27 protein-coding genes are annotated in these 24,659 nt (G+C 38.0%); 13 read left to right on the top strand and 14 right to left on the bottom strand.

Going from position 1 to position 24,659, the window contains the following annotated elements:
- Nucleotides 1–559 precede the first annotated feature (559 nt).
- Nucleotides 560–1,462 carry a macrolide 2'-phosphotransferase gene (locus J2S74_RS25460; RefSeq protein WP_307331972.1) on the top strand — a complete coding sequence of 301 codons (903 nt, stop codon included), beginning with the start codon at nucleotides 560–562 and terminating at the stop codon, nucleotides 1,460–1,462.
- 209 nt (nucleotides 1,463–1,671) lie between these two features.
- Here J2S74_RS25460 and J2S74_RS25465 read toward each other — a convergent pair whose 3' ends face one another.
- Together J2S74_RS25465 and J2S74_RS25470 are read right to left on the bottom strand one after the other, a co-directional pair.
- Entirely contained in the window at nucleotides 1,672–1,983 is a 312-nt protein-coding gene (locus J2S74_RS25465) for a hypothetical protein (protein WP_307331976.1), read from the bottom strand.
- A 99-nt stretch (nucleotides 1,984–2,082) separates the two neighbouring features.
- Nucleotides 2,083–2,481: a hypothetical protein gene (locus J2S74_RS25470; protein ID WP_307331978.1), complete on the bottom strand. Its 399-nt coding sequence runs from the start codon at nucleotides 2,479–2,481 to the stop codon at nucleotides 2,083–2,085.
- Nucleotides 2,482–2,861: 380 nt separating this feature from the next.
- Here J2S74_RS25470 and J2S74_RS25475 point away from each other — a divergent pair, with 380 nt between their 5' ends.
- Both J2S74_RS25475 and J2S74_RS25480 read left to right on the top strand, forming a co-directional pair.
- Complete coding sequence (locus tag J2S74_RS25475; protein WP_307331981.1) at nucleotides 2,862–3,650, top strand: hypothetical protein; 789 nt, start codon at nucleotides 2,862–2,864, stop codon at nucleotides 3,648–3,650.
- Between the two features lie 27 nt (nucleotides 3,651–3,677).
- On the top strand, nucleotides 3,678–4,568 hold the full coding sequence (locus J2S74_RS25480; RefSeq protein ID WP_307331984.1) for a DUF3307 domain-containing protein: 891 nt from the start codon (nucleotides 3,678–3,680) through the stop codon (nucleotides 4,566–4,568).
- Between the two features lie 347 nt (nucleotides 4,569–4,915).
- Here J2S74_RS25480 and J2S74_RS25485 read toward each other — a convergent pair whose 3' ends face one another.
- A complete protein-coding gene (locus J2S74_RS25485) occupies nucleotides 4,916–5,383 on the bottom strand; it encodes a GNAT family N-acetyltransferase (protein ID WP_307331987.1) in 468 nt (155 codons plus the stop codon).
- A 29-nt stretch (nucleotides 5,384–5,412) separates the two neighbouring features.
- A complete protein-coding gene (locus tag J2S74_RS25490) occupies nucleotides 5,413–5,898 on the bottom strand; it encodes an HIT family protein (RefSeq protein WP_307331989.1) in 486 nt (161 codons plus the stop codon).
- 197 nt (nucleotides 5,899–6,095) lie between these two features.
- On the opposite strand from J2S74_RS25490, the gene J2S74_RS25495 reads away from it, so the two are divergent.
- From J2S74_RS25495 to J2S74_RS25510, 4 genes are all read left to right on the top strand, one after another.
- Nucleotides 6,096–6,623 (top strand): NUDIX hydrolase, encoded by a 528-nt coding sequence (locus J2S74_RS25495; protein WP_307331991.1) that lies wholly within the window; start codon nucleotides 6,096–6,098, stop codon nucleotides 6,621–6,623.
- Nucleotides 6,624–6,677: 54 nt separating this feature from the next.
- Nucleotides 6,678–6,911 carry a hypothetical protein gene (locus J2S74_RS25500; RefSeq protein WP_307331993.1) on the top strand — a complete coding sequence of 78 codons (234 nt, stop codon included), beginning with the start codon at nucleotides 6,678–6,680 and terminating at the stop codon, nucleotides 6,909–6,911.
- Between the two features lie 87 nt (nucleotides 6,912–6,998).
- Entirely contained in the window at nucleotides 6,999–7,793 is a 795-nt protein-coding gene (locus J2S74_RS25505) for an aminoglycoside phosphotransferase family protein (RefSeq protein WP_307331996.1), read from the top strand.
- Nucleotides 7,794–7,994: 201 nt separating this feature from the next.
- Complete coding sequence (locus J2S74_RS25510; protein ID WP_307331999.1) at nucleotides 7,995–8,759, top strand: GDSL-type esterase/lipase family protein; 765 nt, start codon at nucleotides 7,995–7,997, stop codon at nucleotides 8,757–8,759.
- Between the two features lie 141 nt (nucleotides 8,760–8,900).
- Here the strand turns inward: J2S74_RS25510 and J2S74_RS25515 are convergent, their stop codons facing one another.
- Complete coding sequence (locus tag J2S74_RS25515) at nucleotides 8,901–9,323, bottom strand: CBO0543 family protein (protein WP_307332001.1); 423 nt, start codon at nucleotides 9,321–9,323, stop codon at nucleotides 8,901–8,903.
- Nucleotides 9,298–10,422 carry a DUF2515 family protein gene (locus J2S74_RS25520; protein WP_307332004.1) on the bottom strand — a complete coding sequence of 375 codons (1,125 nt, stop codon included), beginning with the start codon at nucleotides 10,420–10,422 and terminating at the stop codon, nucleotides 9,298–9,300. The genes J2S74_RS25515 and J2S74_RS25520 overlap by 26 nt, the downstream gene beginning before the upstream one ends.
- A 129-nt stretch (nucleotides 10,423–10,551) precedes the next feature.
- Between J2S74_RS25520 and shc the strand changes: the two genes are divergently transcribed.
- A complete protein-coding gene (shc, locus tag J2S74_RS25525) occupies nucleotides 10,552–12,438 on the top strand; it encodes a squalene--hopene cyclase (protein ID WP_307332006.1) in 1,887 nt (628 codons plus the stop codon).
- Nucleotides 12,439–12,587: 149 nt separating this feature from the next.
- On the opposite strand, the gene J2S74_RS25530 is transcribed toward shc, so the two are convergent.
- Together J2S74_RS25530 and J2S74_RS25535 are read right to left on the bottom strand one after the other, a co-directional pair.
- Nucleotides 12,588–13,349 carry a CPBP family intramembrane glutamic endopeptidase gene (locus J2S74_RS25530; protein WP_307332009.1) on the bottom strand — a complete coding sequence of 254 codons (762 nt, stop codon included), beginning with the start codon at nucleotides 13,347–13,349 and terminating at the stop codon, nucleotides 12,588–12,590.
- Nucleotides 13,350–13,396: 47 nt separating this feature from the next.
- Complete coding sequence (locus J2S74_RS25535; RefSeq protein WP_307332012.1) at nucleotides 13,397–13,795, bottom strand: hypothetical protein; 399 nt, start codon at nucleotides 13,793–13,795, stop codon at nucleotides 13,397–13,399.
- Between the two features lie 394 nt (nucleotides 13,796–14,189).
- On the opposite strand from J2S74_RS25535, the gene J2S74_RS25540 reads away from it, so the two are divergent.
- Complete coding sequence (locus tag J2S74_RS25540) at nucleotides 14,190–14,789, top strand: DUF4352 domain-containing protein (protein WP_307332014.1); 600 nt, start codon at nucleotides 14,190–14,192, stop codon at nucleotides 14,787–14,789.
- Nucleotides 14,790–14,924: 135 nt separating this feature from the next.
- Nucleotides 14,925–15,905, top strand: coding sequence for a helix-turn-helix transcriptional regulator (locus tag J2S74_RS25545; RefSeq protein WP_307332017.1), 981 nt, complete (start codon nucleotides 14,925–14,927; stop codon nucleotides 15,903–15,905).
- A 259-nt stretch (nucleotides 15,906–16,164) separates the two neighbouring features.
- Here the strand turns inward: J2S74_RS25545 and J2S74_RS25550 are convergent, their stop codons facing one another.
- From J2S74_RS25550 to groES, 3 genes are read right to left on the bottom strand one after another with little or no spacing between them, the layout of a single operon-like run.
- Nucleotides 16,165–16,659: a hypothetical protein gene (locus J2S74_RS25550; protein WP_307332020.1), complete on the bottom strand. Its 495-nt coding sequence runs from the start codon at nucleotides 16,657–16,659 to the stop codon at nucleotides 16,165–16,167.
- 52 nt (nucleotides 16,660–16,711) lie between these two features.
- Complete coding sequence (gene groL, locus J2S74_RS25555; protein WP_307332022.1) at nucleotides 16,712–18,325, bottom strand: chaperonin GroEL; 1,614 nt, start codon at nucleotides 18,323–18,325, stop codon at nucleotides 16,712–16,714.
- A complete protein-coding gene (gene groES, locus J2S74_RS25560; RefSeq protein ID WP_307332025.1) occupies nucleotides 18,318–18,650 on the bottom strand; it encodes a co-chaperone GroES in 333 nt (110 codons plus the stop codon). The genes groL and groES overlap by 8 nt, the downstream gene beginning before the upstream one ends.
- Nucleotides 18,651–19,094: 444 nt before the next feature.
- On the opposite strand from groES, the gene J2S74_RS25565 reads away from it, so the two are divergent.
- A complete protein-coding gene (locus tag J2S74_RS25565) occupies nucleotides 19,095–19,841 on the top strand; it encodes a potassium channel family protein (RefSeq protein ID WP_307332027.1) in 747 nt (248 codons plus the stop codon).
- 191 nt (nucleotides 19,842–20,032) lie between these two features.
- On the top strand, nucleotides 20,033–20,338 hold the full coding sequence (locus J2S74_RS25570; protein WP_307332030.1) for a YciI family protein: 306 nt from the start codon (nucleotides 20,033–20,035) through the stop codon (nucleotides 20,336–20,338).
- A 126-nt stretch (nucleotides 20,339–20,464) separates the two neighbouring features.
- Here J2S74_RS25570 and J2S74_RS25575 read toward each other — a convergent pair whose 3' ends face one another.
- The gene (locus J2S74_RS25575) at nucleotides 20,465–20,659 is read right to left on the bottom strand and encodes a hypothetical protein (RefSeq protein ID WP_307332033.1); all 195 of its coding nucleotides are present in this window, start codon (nucleotides 20,657–20,659) and stop codon (nucleotides 20,465–20,467) included.
- Between the two features lie 567 nt (nucleotides 20,660–21,226).
- Between J2S74_RS25575 and J2S74_RS25580 the strand changes: the two genes are divergently transcribed.
- Nucleotides 21,227–21,598, top strand: coding sequence for a YuzC family spore coat inner layer protein (locus tag J2S74_RS25580; RefSeq protein ID WP_307332034.1), 372 nt, complete (start codon nucleotides 21,227–21,229; stop codon nucleotides 21,596–21,598).
- Between the two features lie 36 nt (nucleotides 21,599–21,634).
- Here J2S74_RS25580 and J2S74_RS25585 read toward each other — a convergent pair whose 3' ends face one another.
- Nucleotides 21,635–22,162 carry a hypothetical protein gene (locus tag J2S74_RS25585; RefSeq protein ID WP_307332037.1) on the bottom strand — a complete coding sequence of 176 codons (528 nt, stop codon included), beginning with the start codon at nucleotides 22,160–22,162 and terminating at the stop codon, nucleotides 21,635–21,637.
- A 119-nt stretch (nucleotides 22,163–22,281) separates the two neighbouring features.
- On the bottom strand, nucleotides 22,282–23,691 hold the full coding sequence (locus J2S74_RS25590) for a PQQ-dependent sugar dehydrogenase (RefSeq protein WP_307332040.1): 1,410 nt from the start codon (nucleotides 23,689–23,691) through the stop codon (nucleotides 22,282–22,284).
- Nucleotides 23,692–24,659 lie beyond the last annotated feature (968 nt).

Genomic DNA, 24,659 nt, shown 5'->3' on the forward strand with positions numbered 1-24,659 from the left:
AAGTTTTTATTGACTTGATAATAATATAGGGATAGACTTTAGAAGAAATTAATTTTCGATTTTTAGGAGGATTATTAAAAAATGTTACCATCCAGAATTCGGTTCCGTACTTTGAACAAGTAATTTCATACTTTCAAAGGCTCTGCTTGTATATGCAGAGTAAATGGGATCAGTCTGCCCTTTTTTAATAATCTTCATTTTGCATAGAGATATGCTATATGTAGAAAGGCGGATCGTTCTGCCTTTCTTTTTTATGCTCTCTTAAATGGAAAAGTATAAAATAAATGGGGCTATTGGCCAATTGTACTACCTCTTTCATAGAAAAAGTGGGTTTATTTGGTCAGGCGATTGTTCATTAGGATCGATGATTAGGAATGTTTTCTATCCGTTTACTCAGAATCACAGGCAGGTGGCCTGTGATTTTTTATTTGGGAAAACAACGAAGGGAACATCAGGAATGTTCTCCTGCTTTCCTTTCCAACGATCGAATGTTTATTGGTATGTCGCTATCGTATGGAAGAGCAACAATTAAAATAAAGAAAAGAAGGGGTTTTTAATAATGAATAAAAAAATAAAAAAAATGAAAGAGATTGCTAAGAGAAACGAAATCTTCATTGAGGAAGATTCTATTAAAATCAATGAGTCTGGCTTGGATTTTCAAGTTGTTCATGCTATTGATCATGAAGGTGTTCAGTGGATCCTTCGGTTTCCTAGAAGAGAAGATTCAATGACCAAAACGGCTGTAGAAAGGAAAGTGCTGGATTTTGTAGATCGTTATGTTTCATTTGAAGTGCCTGTATGGTCTGTGTATACGAATGAGTTGATTGCCTATAAGCAGTTATCGGGGATTCCAGCAGGGACGGTTGATCCTGTGATTAAAAACTACATTTGGGAGATTGATATAAACAATGTTCCAAAAAATTACCTAAACTCCATAGGAAAGGTGTTAGCTGAACTACATCAGACTCCAAAAGACTCCTTAAACATACCTGGATTAAAGGTACAAACTGCGGGTGAGGTGAAAGCTGCAATGAAAAACCGTATGAATAAGGTAAAACAAAAGTATGGTGTTGGTAAGGAGCTTTGGATGAGGTGGCAAGCATGGGTTAACGACGACGAAATGTGGCCGATGCATACAAGGCTGATTCATGGTGATGTTCATGCTGGTCATACACTGATCAATGAACGAGCCGAAGTAACTGGTCTAATAGATTGGACGGAAGTTGCCGTTACAGATATCTCAAAAGATTTTGTCGGCCCTTACATGATGTTTGGTGAACAGGCATTAGAACAAGTTATTGCGTCCTATGAAGCAGCGGGTGGAGTCACATGGCCACTTATGAAAGAGCATATTATTGAACTACAAGCAACTTTTGCAATTGATTTAGCTGAGTTTGCAGAAGCATCAGGTTCAAAAGAATATGAGCAAATGGCTATAGAAAGTTTAGGTGTAAAAAAATAGCAACATTTATAACTTGAATTCAGTGCCTGACTCCCGGTACGGTGCAACTTCACCGTGTTGTGGTTCAGGCATCTCTTTTCAAACAAATAAACAGCCGAATGATGATTCAACTGTTTTATTTGATTAAGTATTTAATTGTCAAATCATTGAAGTTTCGTAACAGATAGAAGGAATAATAAGTAGTTCATGAGGTAGTAGGTTGTAGTAGTTTATAAATTAATGCGTTGTTTGATCCTCATAATGTCTCTTTCATTTTGAGCAATTTTTGCCCATGCTAAGTCCTGATCGACCTTTAAGGCGTCAATTTTCTCCAGCACCTCCTGATGCTGCCTCTCTTGAGTGATTTTAATACCAACTATTTCTTCTTTCATATTCTTCATGTCTTCTTTTAGGTTGTTCATTTCTTCTTTCATATTGCTCATGTCTTCTTTTATGTTGTTCATGTCTTCTCTTATATGACCAACCATGGTAACTAATTGTGTTAGCATACCTTCAAAACGTTCCATTTGTTGTTCCGTCATTTACCTCACCTCCTTATTCATCAACATTATACTCATAAATATTGTGGTTTACTAGACTCTTCCTTTATTAACTATGTTTCCATTAGAGATTACTCAGATTTATTGTTTGTTTTTCAATAGATATATCTCTTTCTCTATTTTAGTTACCTTCTCTTCCACAAATCCTATGTCATCTAACCTACTTCTTGCAGGAAGTTCAAATTGCCCACCAATACCTTCAAGTTTTGAGTTTATGCTTTCTAATTTTTCATCTACTGTATTAAATCTGTCATCCACCTCCTTGAACCTACTATTCATATTTTCTTCTAAGGATAGTAAGCGTTTATCCATACCATTCAGGCGCTTGTCCATCCCATCCAAGCGGTTATCCATACCGTCTAGGTGGTTATCTATCCCATCCAGGCGGTTAACCATACCGTCGAAGCGTTTATCCATACCATCCAATCTTTTGTTCATACTTTTAAGCTGGTCTAGAATCTGAGGTAGAATAGTCTCCATTTCATAAACCTCCAACCGGGTCATTTTTTACTATTTTACCACAAATTTTGCTTAAAACGATTTTGTTCAAAAAAAGTTCAGGGACCAAAGTTCAGGGACCGGGTCCTTGAACATGTCATGACAGTATTGCCGCATTGGAAATGCGAATATATGGATGCCCGTTAAACGGAGATCCAAAAGTCAGCTCCGGTGAATCAAGAGCCGTGATCCGTGGTTTGCTTTATGAACTAGCGAGCAGCGCGAAGTAATTACTTAGATGTTTTAGTGAAAACAAAACAAAATTAGATAATTTAGTCTAACTGTAGTATAATTAGACTAAATAAACATAAAAATAAAATAGGAAAAGAAAATAGCAAATACTTTTGAGGGAGACAGATTAAATGCGTAATCCTGTTTCGATTTTCATTATGGATGTATCCAACTCTACGTTGAATGATAATTGGGATAACATTTCCACCTATTTAGATGAGTTGGAGTATTGGATGAAGGCTTGGGTTGCACCTGTAGGTAAAGGGATAGTGAAGCACCGACGGGGTGATGAAATCTTATTTATCGCCCAACATTATGTCACGGCGTTTACGATTGCTACCTTTGTCAAGCAAATCTGGAAGTATCCAGACCATCCGCCATATTTTGGAATTTCCTTTGGTAATGTGGATAGGGAGATGGAAGCCATCGATGTGGAAACCTGGAATCATCCACTCATTAAAAAGGCTAGGGAAGCAAATGAAAGGATAAAACAATCGCAAAAGCGCACTCCCATACTTTTTCATTTAGCTACGAATTTTATGGGTAACAGCAGTGACGCTATTTATAGCCATAGTATTGTAGAAACAGAGAATCTAATGAATTTAATGATGGAAATGGAAGATAATTTAGTAAAAAATCAAACGCAACTGCAAAAATTAATATGTGACCTTTATTTTATTTATGGCCAACAAAAACGGGTGGCCGCTTTATTGAATAAATCTGCAGCTACCATTTCCAGTCACTATAAAAAAGGAAACGTAGAGCTAATCTTGAAAGCGCATAAGCAAATACAGCAGAATATCAATGCCTTTGAAGTGGTTACAAGTAAAGATTATCTAGAGCAATATACAGAAACATTATCAACATCTATAAAAACAGTAATTAGTGACCGTTTACCTGAATTTAAAATAATACCTTAAGAAAGATTGGAGAAAGGATTTAGTAGGATGGGGTTTCTAAGTTTAATTTTAGCTCATTTAATCGGTGATTTTTACTTACAAACGGATAAAATGGTCAAAAACAAGAAAAGGTATCTTAAAATTCACCTATTACATCAGTTTGTAATAGGCTTCATTGCCCTTATTATCGTCTTTGTCATTTCGGGAGAACGGCATTTTTGGTTTTATGTTGTTATACCAGCTATCCTTTTCGTCTTTTTTCATTGGATTATTGATTTAGGAAAAATCAAAGGACAAGCAATATTGGAGGAAAAGTTTGGTGAAGGAAGCTCATGGGAGGGCGCATTGTTTGTCATTGATCAGGTGCTTCACCTCGTCTCCATCGTATTAATTTCCGTGATTATTTTTAACTTGGATGTTATTGGTCTTAGTAGTCAATTCCTTATATCCGTTGGTTTAATGGAAGGAATCGCTCCTAGTTTTTCTGCAGGACAAAAAGCCTTGTTTGTCATCATTATGCTTATTATCGCTACAAGTGTAAGTGGTCATCTTATCCGAATTTTACTAGGATCCTTTACCAATTACTTAGCGCTTTTTGAGGGAAAATATACCCTCAAAGACAGTCGCAATGGTAAAGGGTATAGTAACAAAGATTTTCATCAAAACACAAATATAGCAGAAGAATATACGTATATGGTATTAAAGCATCAGGATTTATCACGGGGAAAAATCATCGGTTATTTAGAAAGGCTCCTTGTGATAGTCCTTGTTATGAACGATTCCATCAGTTCCATCGCCTTTATTATCGCTGCAAAATCTATAACTAGATTTAAACAACTGGAAGACCGTGACTGGGCAGAGTATTTTTTATTAGGGACCCTAACTTCCATATTTTTAGCGATCGTATATGGATTTATTATTAAATTCATAGTTTTATAGTTTCACCCTTTTCGCAGCACAGGTTAAGTTATAAAAAGGGCATACGATGAAGATAAAAAGCAGATAAGTGAGTTTTTATCAGAGGGGATGTCACTGGAAGAAATTTGCGTGGAAATAAATGTGAGAACTCGCCAAGATTTAACGTATGTTATTTCTATTGTTAATGAGGTTACTAATAAATAGGCTACGATACTAGTGCAACTTGTTGACATAAGGAAGGATTTCAATAAAGGATCAAAGGGTGTCGCGATATTCATAACGCGACACCCTTATCTATAATTGATTAAATATGTATATTACAATAATGGATTATTCCCAATGCCCATCCACGTTATCTATACACTCTATCACTCAGGAAAATACTCCATTGGCTCTGTGGAGTGGCTATATCCATTTTTCTTGTAATAATTGATGCTGTCGTCACTTGGCCAGACGATGATGAATTCGTATGCCTTTTCTTTCGCCCATTGGTTGATGGTGGTGAGCAGCTTACTTCCAATTCCTTTATTTCTATACGCTTCTATCGTATAGACGTTTGTCATATAAGCGAAGGGGTGAGTGATCCTCCCTGGCCGTGGTACTTTCTGAATTAATTCGATGTAAATATGGGAGACAATTTTTCCATCTTCCTCCGCAACCCAAATAAACCATTGGTCGCCTCTTAAGGCATTCTCTAAAAAAACTTGGCATCCCTGTTCGAAATCAGGGTAGGGAGTAAACTGGACCTTTCCCGTTTCATCATGTTCAATCGAAAAATCCCATCTCATTCTTATTAACTGCTCTATGTCTTTTTCCTCAGCAAGTCTTATTTTCATCCTTGATTCCTCTCCTTTTAATAGCTAACTTATTTATTTAATTCTAGTTTTAAAGATTCAAGGGCATCCATTACTTTTTGAATATCTTCCTTACTATTCATTTTGTTTCGAGCGAGGAGTAGCACCGGTCTAACAGATTCAACCGATCGACCGAATTCATACATCCATTCATATCTCGGAACCATCCAAGTATGGAAATGATGGGTGGTATCTTCATTGTAAAAATAGTAAACGTATTCTATCCCTAAAACATCTCTTTGAGCCTTTCTTATTTTTGACAAAACCTCAATATAATCGATCCTTTCTTCTTTTGTTAATTCGTCAATACACTTGATATGACGTTTAGAAGCTAATATAATTAAACCCTTTATTGGATACGCAACATCTTGATGTGCGTGAAAATACTCCGTTTCAAAGACCACACCACCATCTGGCTTAAGTAAACCACTTGTTAGTGCACAACTTAAACACTCTACTTCTACTGTTTTTCCATTTGATAAAGTTATTTTTCTCAAGAGACTTTCTCGCTCCTTTGTTAGATGTATTAGAAACCTCCCAAGTTCGTTACCTTATTACGAAGCCTTTATTCATTTAAATCAATTCTAACATAAAATCCCAAGGACTCTTCCAAATACGACAAATTATGGGAATGATATGCTATTATTAAAATGGATGATTATAGAACTTGAATCTATTTGAAAGGAAGATACCTTTGGAATTTTGGGATATTTATGATAAAGACAGAAATGTAACAGGTAAAACAATGAGGAGAGGGGAACCTTTTGAGAAAGATGCGTATCACCTAGTCGTTCATGTATGTATGTTTAACAAAAATGAGGAAATGTTAATTCAACAAAGACAACCTTTCAAGAGTGGATGGGCCAATATGTGGGATATCTCTGTAGGAGGCAGCGCCGTTGTAGGGGATACTAGCCAACAAGCAGCGGAGCGTGAAGTACTGGAGGAATTAGGTTATAAAATGGACTTACAAGGTGTAAGACCTTCCTTAACAATAAACTTTGATGTGGGATTTGATGACTATTATCTTGTTGATGTAGATCTTGATATTAAGGAATTGACGTTACAACCAGAGGAAGTTCAACGAGTAAAGTGGGCGACAAAGGAAGAAATATTGACTATGATCGACCAAGAAATATTCATCCCATACCATAAGAGTTTGATAGAACTCCTATTTGATATGAGAATATACATGGGTGGTCATAAACGGATGGAACGATAATTCATGATTTGGTGTAATGGGTAAAGGGGGGACACCGGAACCGCCCCCGTGCTTTTGAAAAAGGCTGTTTTTGCAAACTTTGTTGCTTTTTTAAAAAAGCTTGGAGAAGCGGAAGGCGGCGACTCCAGAGGGAAAAGCAACATTCTTTTATTGCGACGAGTAATCGCAGGAGCAGCAGAAGACACCGCAGTGAGCGCGCAAGTGCGAAGCGAGGAGGCTGAAGCGTTGACCGCGGGAGCCACGATGGCGACATTATGCCGTTGCCCACAGGACGTGGGCTGCCCTTAGGCGTAATTGATCCGCCTGTAGCGTATACAAGAAAAAATATATTCAATAAACAACAATCTATGGAAACCGTATAAAGGGGCAAAATTTATGGAAAAGGAAAGAGTAGTAGGAAAAGGTAATACTGCAGAAGTCGTCGTGTTGGATGAGGATAAGGTCGCTAAGATTTTCCATGAAAATATAGATGTTTTTTCTATAAACGAAGAATTTAGAAAAAGTAAAGTAATAGCTGAGGCCGGTTTGAATGTTCCAAATGTATTCCATCAACAAATTATAAACGGCAAGCAAGCCATCATTTTTGAAAAGGTGGAAGGGTTGCCATTACATTGGGTCATAGAAAATAAACCTTTGACGGCGTTAATACATATTCAAATGATGTCAAAATTACACGTTGATGTACACCGTTATCGAGGACTAAACCTGCCTTCTATGACGGAAACCTTGGTAAATAAAATAGAAAGGGTTAGTGAATTATACGTTGATGAGAGAAAAAAAGTTATTGATCATTTATTGAAGTTACCTGTGGAAGACACCTTATGCCATGGCGACTTTCATCCTAGGAATATAATATTATCAGATAAAGGTCCAATCATCATAGATTGGTCAGATGCAACCATAGGCAACAGACATGCTGATCTAGCAAGAACAATATTAATCTTAACTTATGGCGGTTTTCCTGAAAACATTTCAACTGCTAACTTCCATATAAAAACAACGTTAAGAAGGCTCATAAGTTTTTATTATTTATATTTCTATAAGAAGTTACACAAGGTTGAAGCCCAAACATATAAAGACTGGATCCTGCCTGTTGCTGCGACAAGACTTGCAGAAAACATACCAAAAATGGAAAAGAGTAAATTAATCTCCATCGTCCGTTCTTATTAGGGTGGTGCCTGTGTGACCACCAGATTTATTTTTTAAAATGAAAATAGGAAGATAGAAGGAGCCTTACTTCAAGGGTAGTAAGGCTTTTTTCTGATTAACAAAAAAGTATAAAAATAGAGAAAATAGTTTTTATCAGTCGACATACTTTTACCTAAATTCCTCTTATAATTACCTTGATTATATGATAAAAGGAGGAGGAAGATGAAAACAATTTACCGTTCTATAGTAATCCTTTTAGTATTTATGTTATTGGCTTCTACCAACGTCTTTGCGAAAAATGAAAATGCTACGAAGTCATTAGTGGCATTGGGGGATTCTATTCCCTACGGGTATAACCTCGGGAACAATAATAACGCGAGCCCTTCTAGAGTTGCATTTCCTTACTTAATAGGGGAGGAGTTAGATATGCGGGTTCGAAATCTGGCAGGACCAGGATGGCAAACGGGACATTTGTTAACCGCTCTTGAAACGGATCAAAAATTCCGACAAGCCGTCCGACATGCGGATTATATTACGTTGAATATTGGAAATAACGATTTGCTAAAAGCACTGGCTACGGCACAAGTTCGAAGTGGTGGGGATCCAGTATTATTCCAACAGTATCTTATGGAAGAAATCGGGAAGAGCAACATTTTTGGAAATCTAGGACTAATTATCTCTGAAATCCGTTCTCTAACAGATGCACCAGTTGTTATATACAATATTTATAATCCTTTTCAAACATATGACCCATTACATGTAGTTGGTTCTAATTTATTACCAGGTATAAATCATCAGCTTAGCGAAGCGGTGGGACTACTTAATAGTATCCATAATAATATTCTGCTGGTCGATGCCTATGCTGCTTTTGGGACTAATCAAGAAGCCTATGTTATTTCTGAAGATATTCACCCTACGAAATCAGGCCAAGGTGTTCTAGCGGATATTGGAATAAGAGCGATTGGTTCCTTATTATTCAATCGGTAACAGCCAATGAATTCTTACGAACGGTGCAAGGCACCGTTCGTTTATTTCTGATCATAGCTGGCAATTTGAATAGGTACGCCGTTACTAGAGAAAAAACATTAGACATATAGTATTTACGTGAAACAAATCTGTGAAACAAGATTATTCGAGCGGTGACAGGCACCAACGGTAAAATTTCCAAATAAGTAAAACAAAAATAAAATAGCCGACTAAAGAATATTCATGTTGCCAATGAACAGAAGGCTGGAACATACCTAGTTTTTCCATAATCTGTTCCATGATCGCTGCAGATAGACCGATAATAATGGCTGCTAAAAGCTTTAGTAAACGACTTATTCGGTTGAATATAAAAATGATGACCAATGTAAATAAGGGCAAGATGACTAAAGTAAATAAAATATTGATGGAAAAAATACTGGGAAAGGGGCGTGATGGGAATTCATAAAGCCCTTTTCCTACAAACAAAAGGTCTAAGTAAGTAGCAAGGAAGGAGGCAACTATCATGGTACATACATAAGCTTTCACATTTTGTCGTTTATTAGAAGAAAGTTTCTTTTGCCACAAGGCTAAGCTCGATTTTTTCCAATGTCTCACAGTAATCATTTTTAATATCTCCATTCACTTTTTCGTTGTATTTTTCTAAATAATGAACTACTCTCCAGTCTTTATACCAATCACCTTTTTCTGCTGGATCATGATGGACATCCTTCCAAGCGAATTGCAATGGAGGACTGAAGATGCGATGGGATCCGGATTTTAAAGAGCAATTTTTTATACGTCGCTTATAAAGTTTTCCTGGTATCGATTCATTTACATTGTTAAATAACTGCGGCCAGAAATCTTTTCTGGATCCTGTGTGAGGTTGTTGCAATGCCCATTTGAAAAACGCAGGATAGAGCTCACTGTCAAATAGTAAATGGTACAGTCTTTTTCCCAATAAAATTCTTTCATGTAAAGAAGCAAAATGATTTATCGTTTGCCCCATAAGCATCGTTTTCCGATTACTTTTATAGGGGAAGAGGATTTGGTTTAAACTTAGGAGTTCCTGAAGTTTAAATTCAATAGATTCTAATACATTCTTTTTGTAGAAACTATTTTGAATCACCCTGTTTTCTAAATAACTTTGCTCGTTTACTACTAGTGCGAAGGCTAAAAGATAATCCTCTTTTTCTTCCATATAATAATCCCATACGACCTTCATAAACTTGGAGACTCCGAATATGGGTAAAAGGTAGAATAGGTTCATTTGTCTTTTAATAGATTCTTTGTATAATAACATCTGCGGATAAACATCTTGAAAAATCAGCCAGTTTCCCCGTTCTAAGAAACTAAAAAAGTTTTCCCTTTCCTTCTTTGGTAGTAATTTCGTTAGCAATTCTCCTTTTAAATCGGTCATATTCCATCCGCCGTTTCGTGAAACCATATGACCTAAAAAAGCCCAATGTATTTCAGGGAATTGTTGGTAGAAATGGAAGTAAGCCTCGGTTCGAGTGATGTTATTCCGATTTCTTTTTATTGTTTCCGTACGTATTTTTTCGATTAAGTTTTGTTCTTCTATCTTTAATGAATCTTCCGTAATAGTTTGTACCCTTTTTTTCTTTAATTGTTTTTTAATTTTTTTTAAATGCGGCGACAGTCTGGAAGAATGAAAACGTAAAGTCATCTGTTCACCTCGATTTCTAACGTTTCAAGCTAATATATTCGGTGCAATGAGGTGATATGAATAATTATTGTTTTTTCGAATAAAGTAGATTGATAAAAAAACAATATTAGTTAAGAAAGGCGGATTATGATGAAGGAAGTAGCCCTAGAGGAAATAAACCGTCTCATGAATCGTTTAAAAGAACAGCAATCACCTGATGGGTCGTGGAGAATGTGTTTTGAATCCACTGTTGCGACAGATGCTTATATGATAATTTTGTTAAGGTCGTTAGGGATGAATGAGGAGAGCATGATCGGAGATTTAGTGAGTAGACTCGAGAGGAAACAAGGTGTAAACGGAGCATGGAAAGCTTATCATGACGAGGAGGGAGGAAATCTTTCTTTAACGATTGAGGCCTATTATGCACTTCTGTATTCCGGCATGAAAAATAAAAATGAGCCAAAAATGAAACAGGCAGAACAATTTATCATCGCTCGAGGTGGTCTCCAAAAAGGGGAACTACTAACGAAAGTCGTTTTAGCAGTTACTGGACAATGGAAATGGCCTACCTATTTTCGCGCCCCTATTGAACTGATTTTACTTCCCTCAACAGCACCCATAAACTTCTTTGATTTCTCTGGATATGCAAGGGTTCATATAGCACCAATGCTTGTTCTTTTTGATCAGAAATTTGTTTTAAAAAGAAGAAATACCCCTGACTTATCCCATTTATTATTGGACAGATCGTTGGATAATGACTGGTTAGGGGAAAGTCGATCACTAGAATTTCATTCTTGTATTCGCTATATAAAGGAAGCTATTGAGAAGTTAATCGGTTTCCCTGAATATTTACACCAAATGGCTTTAGAACGAACAGAACGTTTTATGTTAGAAAGAATAGAAGAGGACGGAACGCTGTATAGTTATTTTTTAACGACTTTTTTAATGATTTTTTCCCTACTTGCTCTCGGATACTCCAAGGATCATGCTGTGATACAAAAAGCCATCAAAGGGTTGAAAACATTAGTATGTATAGCAGATGACAACGAATTACATATGCAGCATACGACAGCTACCGTCTGGAATACGGCATTAATTTCACATGCTTTGCAGTATTCAAGAGCAAGTATCGATACACCAACCATCCAAAAATCCTTGAACTATTTAATGGAGCGCCAGCATAACCGTTATGGGGATTGGGTTATTCGTAACCCCCAAGTCCTTCCAGGGGGTTGGGGTTTTTCCAATATTAATTCGATCAATCCTGATGTGGATGATACGACAGCGGCATTGCGTGCATTGCGTAGGTCCGCAGTAAAATATCACCGTTATCGAGCCGCATGGTATAAAGGGGTAAACTGGGTATTGTCGATGCAAAATGACGATGGGGGCTGGCCTGCTTTTGAAAAAAATACGAATAAAGAAATTTTAACATGGATACCAATAACTGGAGCACCTGACGTAAGTATCGACCCTTCTTCTGCTGATTTAACCGGTCGAACCCTAGAGTTTTTAGGAAGGGACATTGGTTTAACGACCGATCATCATCAAGTAAAAGAGGCTGTTCAGTGGTTAGGGCAAAATCAAGAAAGGGACGGTTCATGGTATGGCCGTTGGGGAATTTGTTATATTTATGGAACTTGGGCAGCCATTACCGGAATGAGGGCGGTAGAAGTAAGTGAAAATGATGCTTCTATTCAAAAAGGCGTTGCCTGGTTACTTCACATTCAAAATAATGACGGTGGATGGGGAGAATCTTGTAAAAGCGATCAACAAAAAACGTATATACCGTTACGTACAAGTACACCTTCGCAAACGGCATGGGCATTAGATGCGTTAATTTCCGTTTTTGAAAATCCAACAGAAGAAATAAATCGTGGAATTCAATGCTTAATAGAGAAACTTAATCATCCTGATTGGACGTACACGTATCCAACTGGGGGAGGACTCCCTGGAAGCTTTTACTTTTATTATCACAGCTACAACAATATATGGCCACTTATTACCCTAAGTCATTATGTAAAAAAGTATTCATAAATAAGATTCTTATTATAACAGAAAAGGGATCCAAACGCTGGAAGCGAAGGGTTGTACTGACCAGTGCTACCAAGTAATAATAAGGGATTGGGGAATCAACTTTTAATCACGTCTAAATTCTTACGAACGGTGCCTGGCACCGTTCGTTTTTACATGATCGCTAATAAGGCAACAATAAAAGTTATAGTTGAAAAGGCATTACATAGACAGTGAAAGCCGATGGCTATAAATATATTTTTCTTTTTCCAAGCAAGATAGAAAGCAGGGAAGAAGGCGATAATTCTAAACAAGTTATTAAACGGAAGCCAAAAGTGGTACAACGAAAATAATACGGTTACGATAAATGGCGTATAGTTCCCGAATCTACTCATTTTTGCAGTAAGATAGCCCCGAAAAAACAACTCTTCAACGATTGGACCAATAAAAACATTCAGGATAACAAACATAACACATGTAAACAGGAGAATGTTTGTTGAATAGTTAAGCAAGTAATCTATATTACTCCAGTCAAAATACGGTGGTAACATATCGAACAATTGCTTAGAAACGGATGCAAAGAGCATGTTTTCTAAGGGGGCAATGGTGATGGTCATCAATCCAGCAAAACCCCAAGTCAAAGCAGCGTATAGGAAAATCTGCCACCATTTTAATTTTTGGTAATTGGAAAAGGCACTTTTCAATGAATAACTTCCATATTCTTTCTTACTGGCCCGTATTACTACAAAAATCTGGATAGGGAAGAGAAGGAACATGGCTAATAGAAAAAAGATGAGAATCGTTGGAATCGTATCTCCTAGTAAATAACCTACCAATAAATAGGTGAGCGTTAATAGTGAAGTTGGTAGAAAAATAAGGAGCAATACCTTCCATATACTTAAATTATCCCGCACGTTTTTACTACTTGTTTCCATTTGTAGTCCCCTCCGTTATGGAATGCACGTAAAACTGTCTCCCTGCTTTATATTCGCTCCCATCTTGAAGTAGATTCTAAGGTTGTGAGGTTGATTATAAAAAAAAATAAAGGTAAATATGAAGGGGTTTCCGTGCTTGAGCCTATAGGAGCTAATAGATTTAACCTTTTTCCCGTCACATCAAAGCTATCGTCCTTATTGTCATTCAAATTCCTATCGTCGTAAACATCCACATAGCCATCGTGTCGATAAGCAATCACACGATAGCCTTGGCCAATCACCTTGTCATCCAAGTACTGTGGCTCAAAACCAATGTACTTGTCATCAGCATTTTTCTTGAAATTAATGAGGGCAAGCTTTGTTAACGGGACATAGGTACACCCAAATGGGATGACGACTGTTTGTTTCTCATCACTAACTAACGTTGGCTTCTCCGTTGTTTCCATAACCTCCACTCCTTAGAAAACAAAATAAGCTCTTGTATAACTGCAACTAGGGACAACTCTAGGAAAAATAGTTTTTTAGATGGTGGAACGAACTAATATAGGAAGTCAGCGGATGTATTTTTCTCATAAAGTCAAATTCAGAATAAACCAATTTAGGTTGTTGAAGGAAGGAGATATGTGACAATGTTGTGAATTATGTGCTGTTACTAGAGAAGAAACATTAGAAATATAAACTTCTGTGAAACAAATCTGTGAAACAAGAATATTCAGGTGGTAATAGGCACCCGAAAAAATTTCCCCACCAAAAACCTGTTCGCTGACAGCTGCTGTCACTGCCGGCGTTATAGTTAGTAGTGTAGTGATTACACATTAGGAAAAAGGAAGGGGAATAACGATGAAAAAGTATTTCTTTAGTTTAATTACGTTATTATTGTTCGTTGGTTTAGTGACAGCCTGTGGGGAGTCCACCATTGAACCGGTAGATAATGAGCCAGAGGAAAGTGAGGAGGCGGCAACCCAAACTCCAGAAACAGAGGAGGATGCAACAACAGAAGAGGAGGATGCTACAACGGAAGAAGAGGAAGCCACAGAGGAGATTATCGAGGAGGATTTAAGTGTCGGGGATACCATTAATTTCAACGGCCTTCACATTACATTAAATGGCGTACGCACGTCGGAAGGGGAAGAATTTTTTGAGCCAGATCGTGACTTTTTCTTCATTTTAGATATGACGATCGATAACACAACGGATGAAGCAGCACATGTTTCTACGATGCTGCAAATGACGTTGGTGGATCCTGATGGCTATAGCCAGGACATGGATTTCTTTGCAGATACGAGGGGAAGTTTAGATGGAGAAGTTGGACCAGGAAGAAAGATGGCAGGGGAGATTTCCTTTGATGTAGAAGACGCAGATTATTTCGAGTTCCTATTTGAGGATCCGTTTATGACTGGTCAAGCGATTTGGAAAATTAACCGGGCTGACTGGGAATAGGAAGATAAAGGTCACAGGCCACCTGTGACCTTTTGTTTTAAAATAATGCCCATATGTGGGAAAAAAAGTAAGGAAGTGTTCTTATTTCATGTACAATATAAAATAGAGAATAGAATGGTACGAAAGGGGATTGTTATGCCACAAACACAAGGATTAGCAAAAGTGGAGAGGTTATTTTTTATCCTCCAATACCTTAGCAATCATGAATATGCCACAGCACAGGAGTTAGCCAATCACTGTGGTACTTCCAAACGGAGTATATATAGGGACATGAGAAACTTAGAAGAACAAGGATTTTTTATAACAACAGATCCAAATAAGGGCTATAAACTTATTGAACAAGCTGTACGTGGCGGAGGGAGACTGACAAAAGACGAGTGGATGGCATTAACGTTATATCCTGTCATTTCCCAAGGGATTACTTCCGGAGACCACCCTTTTCACCATGCGTATAAAACCGGTTTGGAAAAAATAATGAGCTACGTCCAAAAAGGAGGAGATTCCTCCCTCATTGGATCCGAGTTGGGAGAAAGAATTCGTCTTCATGCACGTCCTTCGGAACAGGCACAATTCAATGTGATGCCAGGTATTTTAACGGCCATTTCGGAAAACCGTTCCATCGAAGTGACCTATTATTCCATCCACCGGGATGAAGAGACCTGCCGTCTGTTAGACCCTTATTATCTCGTACCAAGAGGAGGGCATTTATATGTAATCGCTTATTGCCATACCCGCAAAGACGTAAGGGTGTTCCGTTCCAGCCGTTTTCATTCTGTAAAAGTGACAGATCAATCCTTTAAAATTCCACGTACCTTTCATATTGATGATTTCCTTTCAAGAAGATGGTCCATCTTTTCCGAGGATAAAGAAACACACTTTGTCGTCCGTTTTAACAAAGAAGCAGCAAGGTATGTGCAAGAGGAAGACTTTCATGTGGAAACGAACCGCACAAAAAAAGAAGACGGAAGCCTGCTATTAGAAACAACGGTCAAAAGCCAAGAAGAATTCCTCCGCTGGATCCGATCCTTCGGTGTCGAAGCAGAAGTGCTAGAGCCGAAGGAAGTAAGGGAGCAGTTAAAGAAAGAGTTTGAAATGATGGTGGACAGGTATAGGTAACTAATTTCTTGAGAGAATTTTGATTTCCTTGAAAGAGATGACTTAGATAATATAAAACTACTAATTGAATTAATTCCACGAGATGTCAATAAGATAATGGTACTGATTAGCCCCTTAGATTATGAATGGTATATAATCTTAGGTTGTAAGTATGGTAAAAATAAGAAGTGGGACGATTCAACTGTTTCTTTATACAAGAACCGTCCCTGGTCACACAAAAAGAATTAAAGGGGAAAACGGTCCCCACCCTTTCCCGTGCTTACTTTACGCTTTCTGCTTTTTTAATTAGGTCGTGTAGAATTTCCAAGCCTTTTTTATATGCGGCTTCTTTCCCCAGTAAAAACTGTGACTCCGCCGCATTCACGGACTTCGTTTCTGCTACCTCTTTTACTTCTTCCTCGAACATCTGTTTTAAGATGGTAAGCTGTAATTGCCCTAAAGCTCGTTCCGTTGAAAGTTTATCATTTCCAAGCTGTTTCTGCTCTAGAGCTTGTTCTACAAAACGGTCGATACCCTTTTCCATATAGCGGGTTGCAGTTCCAATAATGGCACGGTAGTTGTCTGTACGGTCTCCAATCAACCGCAGGGAATGCCTTTCGTGCTCTATTAAGAACCGGCACAACAGTTCATCCGTTTCCATTCTAGCATTATGCAAGAAGGAAAATTCCCCTTCAAAAGCTCCTTTTTTTTCAAGGAATTGACCAAGAAGACTGTATTCGTTGCAGTCTTGGCAAAAAATGAGGTACTCTCGCAAACTACTTCCCCCCTTGAAAAAAAATCCCCCGAGATCGGGGGATAAGATGTAACTACATATCCATGCCTGCCATGCTGTTCTCTTTCTTCTCATCCTTTATTTCACTAACTAGGGCTTCCGTAGTTAAGAACATGGCTGCAACGGAGGCAGCATTCTGTAAGGCAGTTCGAGTCACCTTCACCGGATCGATGATTCCTGCTTCAATAAGGTTAACCCATTCTCCTGTTGCAGCATTAAAGCCGAAACCGTCTGTTTCTGACTTTAGGCGATTAACGATAACGGAACCTTCAAGTCCAGCATTTTTAGCGATAGCGCGGATTGGTTCTTCTAAAGCACGAAGAACAATTTTAAAGCCCGTTGTTTCATCGTTCACCCTTTCAGGAAGCTGTTTTTCCACAGCCTTTATGGCATTCACGAGGGCTGTTCCACCGCCGGCGACGATACCTTCCTCTACTGCAGCGCGGGTAGAGTTGAGTGCATCTTCAATGCGAAGCTTTTTCTCTTTCATTTCCGTTTCAGTGGCAGCCCCAACTTTAATGACAGCTACCCCACCTGCTAGTTTTGCTAATCGTTCTTGAAGTTTCTCTTTATCGAAGTCAGAGGTTGTTTGGTTTATTTGCCCCTTAAGCTGATCTACTCGAGATTGGATCGCGTCTTGGTCCCCGGCACCATCCACGATCGTTGTATCATCCTTTGTCACTTTAACAAGTCTTGCTTTTCCGAGGTGCTCCAGTTCTGTGTTTTTCAGTTCAAGACCCACTTCTTCGGAGATAACTTGTCCACCAGTTAAAATAGCCATATCTTCTAGCATTGCTTTGCGGCGGTCACCAAAGCCAGGTGCTTTCACAGCAACACAGTTGAAGGTACCACGTAGCTTATTCACCACTAGGGTAGCTAATGCTTCCCCTTCAATGTCTTCTGCTATAATGACAAGTGGTTTACCGCTGTTTGCGATTTTTTCTAGTAGTGGTAAAATCTCTTGTACATTCGTAATCTTTTTATCTGTTAATAGAATGTAAGGATCCTCTACATTGGCAGTCATTGTATCTTTATCCGTTACTAAATATGGGGATACATAACCACGGTCGAATTCTATTCCTTCCACAACGTCCAGCTCTGTTTCAAAGCCTTTCGACTCTTCAACGGTGATGACACCATCCTTTCCAACTTTGTCCATGGCATCAGCAATTAATGTACCGATTTTTTCATCGGCTGCAGATAAAGCGGCTACTTGAGCAATGGATTCCTTTGTTTCAATCGGTTTAGCCGTCGACTTAATTTCTTCAATAGCCAAGCGGGTTGCTTTTTCCATCCCTTTGCGAATGGCCATTGGGTTTGCTCCAGATGTAATGTTTTTAATCCCTTCTTTAATCATCGCTTCCGCTAATACGGTAGCAGTTGTGGTTCCATCCCCAGCTACATCATTTGTTTTCGTCGCCACTTCCTGGACGAGCTTTGCCCCGATATTTTCAAATCTATCTTCTAATTCTATTTCTTTCGCAATGGTTACTCCATCATTCGTAATGAGAGGAGAGCCGAAAGATTTTTCAAGTACAACGTTTCTTCCTTTTGGCCCCAACGTAACTTTGACTGTTTTAGCCAGCTTTTCCACTCCGCGAAGCATAGCGCGACGTGAAGCCTCACTGTATAAAATGTCTTTAGCCATTTGCGACCATCTCCTTTTCAGCAGAATTTCCTTCCTTTTGATCTTCTACAATAGCTAAAATATCGCTTTCCTTTAGGATTAAGTATTCTTTTCCATCCAGCTTCACTTCCGTACCAGCGTACTTGTTAAATAGGATGAGATCGCCTTCTTTCACTTCTAAAGGCATATGTTTCCCGTTGTCCAAAAGGGTACCTTGTCCAACGGCCACAACGGTTCCTTCCGTCGGCTTTTCCTTTGCCTTGTCTGGAAGAACAATTCCGCTGGCTGTCATTTCTTCCTGCTTGCGAACTTCAATGACAACACGATTACCTAAAGGTTTGATCATAGAAAATCACTCCTCCTATGAAATTGTATAATATTTTATTAGCACTCTTATTTGGTGAGTGCTAATTTCGATAATAATATAAAAAATTTTTTTTATAAATTCAAGGGGAAATAATCAAGAAAATAGACAGAATTAGGCGGAAAATAGTTAAATTTTCAAAATATATTTTAATTATTAAAATTTTCTTTGTTTTTCTTGTTTTTACGAAGTGTTATGAAGTATTAAGAACCCTAACTTGGTCTACCAAAATATAATCAACTAAAAGGGGCAGTACTGACATCCCATTTTTCTGGGGAAGAATCCAAAATTATTTAAAATTAAATTTGAAGGATTTTCCAACGTTTTGGAGAATAGTACAATCATCGAATTCCAAATTTTGATAAATTACAACAATCTACACCGTGCAAATAGTAGGGTGTTTGTTGTGAAAAAGGAGTGGGCGAAGTGAGAAGGCTAGTGGTTGCATATGAGATTATCATGTTTTCACTAGCATTAATGTCGGTTTTATTCATCTGGTCCAATCATCAGACAGTGTTAATGCTAGATTGGGGAGTCTGGTTCATATTTGTGATTGACGTATCCGTAAGGTTTATCTTATCTAAAGACAAGAAACGATTCATTAAGGAAAACCCTTTTGACTTTATTGCTGTTATTCCATTGGATTCTATTTTTCGTTTGGCTAGAATCGTTCGTTTAATTAGGGTTATGAGAATGCTTTTAATAGGTGTTCATTTTATCAAACCAATCGTGGGTATTTTGAAAACGAACGGATTAAACAAGGTGATTGGCTTTACCACAGCATTAATTCTTTTCACAGCCATTCCTATTTACTACTTAGAACCTGCTATAGAAACTTATCAAGATGCATTATGGTGGTCGATGGTAACAGCGACTACTGTGGGATATGGAGATATAGCACCAGTGACTGGTGCCGGGCGTATGATCGCCGTTGTCCTGATGGTTGTAGGTATCGGCTTAATCGGAATGGTTACCAGCTCCATCGCTACTTATTTTATAAAAGAAAAGCCTAACACAAGTGGTGATTCTACTATTGACTTCATCAAATCCGAAATGAACAGAATAAATGACTTCTCTACTAATGAAATAGATAACTTAATTTCATTACTTCAGAAGTACAAACAAGAAAAACAAAACATCCAGATACAAGAGAAAGGGAAGATAATTAAATGAGGGGCTAAATCATTTTTCTATGTACTCATGAAGTGATGTAAATTGAAAATCACTATGATAAGTTTTATAGTTAAACGAGTAAGAATAAATTCAACCTATCTACTTTCAAAGAACGATTTTGCTAAATAAGTACTAAGAAACAGTAAATCTATTTCCTTTATTTTTATTATTACTGGATTAGGAGGATGTATATGCAATACATAATCACAGCATATGATGGAACAGATGAAAAAGCATTGGAGCGAAGATTAGGGCTTAGGGAGGAACATTTAAAACTAATAGAAAGTAGGTTCGAAAAAGGTGAGCATTTATACGGTGGAGCGCTACTTGATGAGGATGGAAAAATGATAGGTTCCATCATGGTAGTCGATTATCCTACACGAGAAGCACTTGATGAATGGCTGAAGGTTGAACCATATGTTGTGGGAAATGTGTGGCAAAGAATAGATGTACAACCTTTTAAAGTCGCACCAATATTTATGAAGTTATATGATTAATTGAAATTGAAAATGAAGGTAAAAAAATTATAGGTAGGAAGAATGCATCCTATTATTGGTCCATCAAATGCTAACTAGAATGAAGAATGCACAGTGATAAAAGGGGAATGGTTGGACCAGGGGTGGTCAAGGGGACAGGAGGAACTGTCCCCTTGTTTGTATCTCACTATTTATCCTGTGACGACCTGTTTCGCCATTTCTCCCTTCGTCACATCTCTCACGGCCATGATGACCACGTTTCCAGTATTCTACGAAAGACTTGGCTGTTTCGAGCCCTAAGCCACTATTTACTCCGGTAATAACAACTACTTTATTAGCCATGCTCATACATCCCATCTTCCTTCATTCTAAATGGCTCTTTTCGTAAACTTTGTTGCTTTTTAATGAAAAAGCTTGGAGTAGCGAAAGGTGGCGACTCCAGCGGGAAAAGCAATCGACGAAGACCCCGCAGGGACGAGCGTTACTTCACGAGTAAGCTTCGAGTTGTCTCGACGGATGCAGCATCGGAGCGATACTAGCAGAGGAAGAGACATGGCCCGAGGAGGCTGAGGCATTGCCCGCGGAAAGCGTCCGTCTGTAGCGTATCCAAGCGGTAAAAATGTTTATAAACAACAATCTATGCGAAAAGAGCCTTGTAAAAAAATAATAACTAATCTTCTATATCTTTAGGTGCTAAAGCAGGTACAGAGGTCAAATCCTTTTTCAATTATAAAGGAAGAATATGATTTCCACATGAACAAAGGAAGCTTAAGGGGGACAGGAACCGCGTGCCAGTAAAAATTTGTGAGTGACAGGGACAGTAAACCTGTCCCTCTGTCTCTCCTGCACTTCTCTTAGGTAATTGTCATAGGTTGTAGTAATAATTATCGTTGTGAAAGGAAGATGTATGTGCACTATTACCCCAATTATTACCCGAACTACTATCAACCTTATTCGTATTATCGCCAAAATAACGATTACCCGTATCCACCAGTTAATATAGAACAATTCCAAAAATCTCTAGAAGCATATCAACAATTAATTAAGGATGGCGAGGTCGTACTACACCAACTTCGTTCTTCTCCTGACCTTATGTATCGTCTTATGTACCACGCCCAAGCAGGAAATGATGCGGAAGTGGATAAAATAATAAAGGAAACAGGGGTAACAACGGTTGTAGAAACTTCCTACACCCCTACATCAGTGACCTTCACCCTCTACGCAGAAGCTCCAGTCCAATCGAGATGCTGTACATTATCAATGAATTTACGGTGGGGATAGAGTCGGGAAGATTATATAAAAAGCCTTTGAAATTGTTTAAAAACTTACAGCATTTCCAAAGGCTTTAATTTTCATTAGATAATCAATAAATTTTCTAAGACATATATTCCAGATGCTCGCATAAATAAGGGAAAAGGAGAAAAAGATGAAAAAAGTGAAAGGAATTGGTCCCGTACTAGTTAAGTTTCCGAACACTGCAATACCGACGAAATAAGTTAAAAAGACCATACCAAGGGATAATAGTAGGCTAGAAAATAATATAGAAACGAATAATCCTTTCCTGTAAAGGAATGTTCCAATAGTGATCCCAAGTAGCCCGGTGGTAAAAATCAGAATAATTGCCTCTTGTATATAAATGAAAGTCAGTATAAATGCGGTGGCTACATATACACTTATTCCAAGTGATCTATTCAAAAAAGCAGCCAATGCAATTGGCAATGTACTAAACGGACTGAAAGCCAACCCAATCACAGGTAAAAATACAGGTGCCGACTGAAATATGACAGCTATGGCTGTTAATATACTCCCGACACTGACAATCCTGGCTTTATTTATCTTCTTCAATTTAATACCTCTTTCCTTGTAATACCGCATGATATAAGAATTAGCATGAAACAAAACTAACACAAAGTTTCGAGTAATCCCCACTATCTAATAGCATTTCGAATTTCTTCAGTCAGGAATCATGGCACAATTTCAAATATGGTACCTTTGTTAAAATCAGTCACTCTCGGAGAGCCATAGGCCCCCAGAAATAATCTCGTTTGATTTAGATCTGTCCCCAAACTAACATAATAAACGGCTTCAGAGCCAAATTCATAATCGATGTCAATCACTCGAAAATCATTCGGACGACCGTCCATCCTTACCTTGGTATAAGCGAGAGCTCCTCTCGTTGGCGCATCAGATTCCTCCCTCCGGGCAAAGTCAGTAAACACAATACTTCCCGTTAGATGGGAGATGCTATTCCCCCTATAGACCTGCACCCCTGTAAGTGCCGTTCCCGCAAACTTATCTGGGCGGGGATCTTCATGAAAATAATTTATGAGAGGCCGAATACGTTTTGTTGAAGTGATCACTGCCTCATTATAAAAGGCGATTGTATGCTCATCCAATTCGGAATTATCAGGGCACTCCCTTATAATCGGAGAAGGAAAATCCCCTTCCCAGCCTCGCCAACCTAAGTTGATGAATCCTTCTTGTTCAGGTTCCGCCTTCCTTAAATCGGCTTGCACAATTTGAGTAACGGGTATTGGCTTATATTTTACAAAAGAAAAGATCGACTCTACTAGCTTCTGGCCCACATTGCCTACGTATTTGATGTATTGATTGTTATATCTTTGATAGGAAATACCGGGAGCATTACGAACACCACTAACAATGACCGTTAGGGTTTCTTGAATAGACACGGGAAGTTCATCAAAACGTGTGACTGTTGGTGGATGCTCAATAAATGTATCCTCATCTACATCCATTTCAATGATTTTACCGGCTATTTCCATGAGATCCTGGCTTAAATGGAATGGATCATAGCCAGATCCACCATCCCCGGTGGTTAAAACTAGTTTTCCTGTTTCCGGTGAAAAGTTTAAGCTATTGACACCATTATGATTGAAAAAGGGTCTTCTCAAGTTTAGTAATGTCCGCCGTTTTTGAGGCAGGCCATTCTGCAACATCCATTCTTCCACTGTATCAATATGGTCAAATTGGGTTTCCCTATTGTTCCACTTCAGGGTTAAGGTTTTTGGGTCACAAGGGTCAGGCTCAAAGGATTCAGAAAGAGCACCAGGACCTTGTGTACCAGCTACGGAATAATGAAGATAAAACAGACCGTTACAATAAAAATCAGGATGAAACGCTAAGCCCACCAATCCCCGTTCATCATATCCACCATTGGAACCTAGTCTGATCACTCGCTCACGAATATCTAAAAAAGTCCTTATAATCCCGTTTCCAATAGATAAAACCTCACCTACCTGAGTTGCGACAAATAAACTTTCAAAGGAGTCTCCTGGAAGTATAGCTGTTTTCAAAACAGTGGGTAAATTTATATTACTAACAATGGGGTGTAAATCTACTTTCACTTTCTTCAATTCATTTCTCCCCCCTTTGTTATTACTAATAGAATAATATGAATGGAACGTTACCAATAGCACCAAATTGTAAACTGGGATCTGGTAAGCAACAGCACCTATCAGGGATCAATAGCATTTCGTTTTTAATCATGAAAAAAGGTGCAAAAGTGAAATGTAGGAATTTAAAGAAAAAAGGCTTGTGAAGAATCCCATCGTTTGTGGAATGGTGAGTTAATAGAGGTGTCGTTGAATTTATTTAGTACAAAGCATTTAAACAAAAAGTTCCTTCCATGGAAGGGAACTTTTTTGCTCCATAAAACGTATTGATGTTGTAAAAAAACTTTACAGAAGTGCTGGGAGAAAGGCTGATTATGGTCATTTCATTGAAAGTTTTACTGGAGAATACCAAGAAAGAATTGTAAAAATGGAGGAGATAAATATAGGTTATAAGCACGTTCCGTTGTCCTAAGCCTCTTAACACTCATTGGAATCATCCTTTTACCATTTGATAATTCCAATTTAACCTATCAAATTCGCTCGAATTGGTGTCAAATTATTGAATAATTACTACGATCGTATGTTGTTAATTAAATAAAGAGAAAAGAAATTTTTTTCCTGATTACAGCAAAAACAATGTACCACCATTGACATAGTACTTACCACTGAATGACAAAGAATGCAGTGAATGACAAGCTGTTTACCAATTTGCCTTCTATCCAAAATAGTCAGTTTTTATAAAATTAATTAATGATGTTTAGGCAGTCAAATTGGTGTTATCTGTATATGTAGTTATAATTATACACTCACAGTGAGGGAATCATATGCACAAACGGGGAGTTTGCTTTAATTAAATTCGAAACTTTAAACAGAACTTAGTCGTATAAAATAACACACTAGCGTTGCATAAAAGTCTAATAAAAAAGTCAATAACAAATATATGATATAACAGAATATTCCGATAATATTTTCTTGTAGAAAAAAGAAAA

Origin of the sequence: Evansella vedderi (assembly GCF_030813435.1) — a bacterium.
Lineage (GTDB): Bacteria > Bacillota > Bacilli > Bacillales > Salisediminibacteriaceae > Evansella > Evansella vedderi.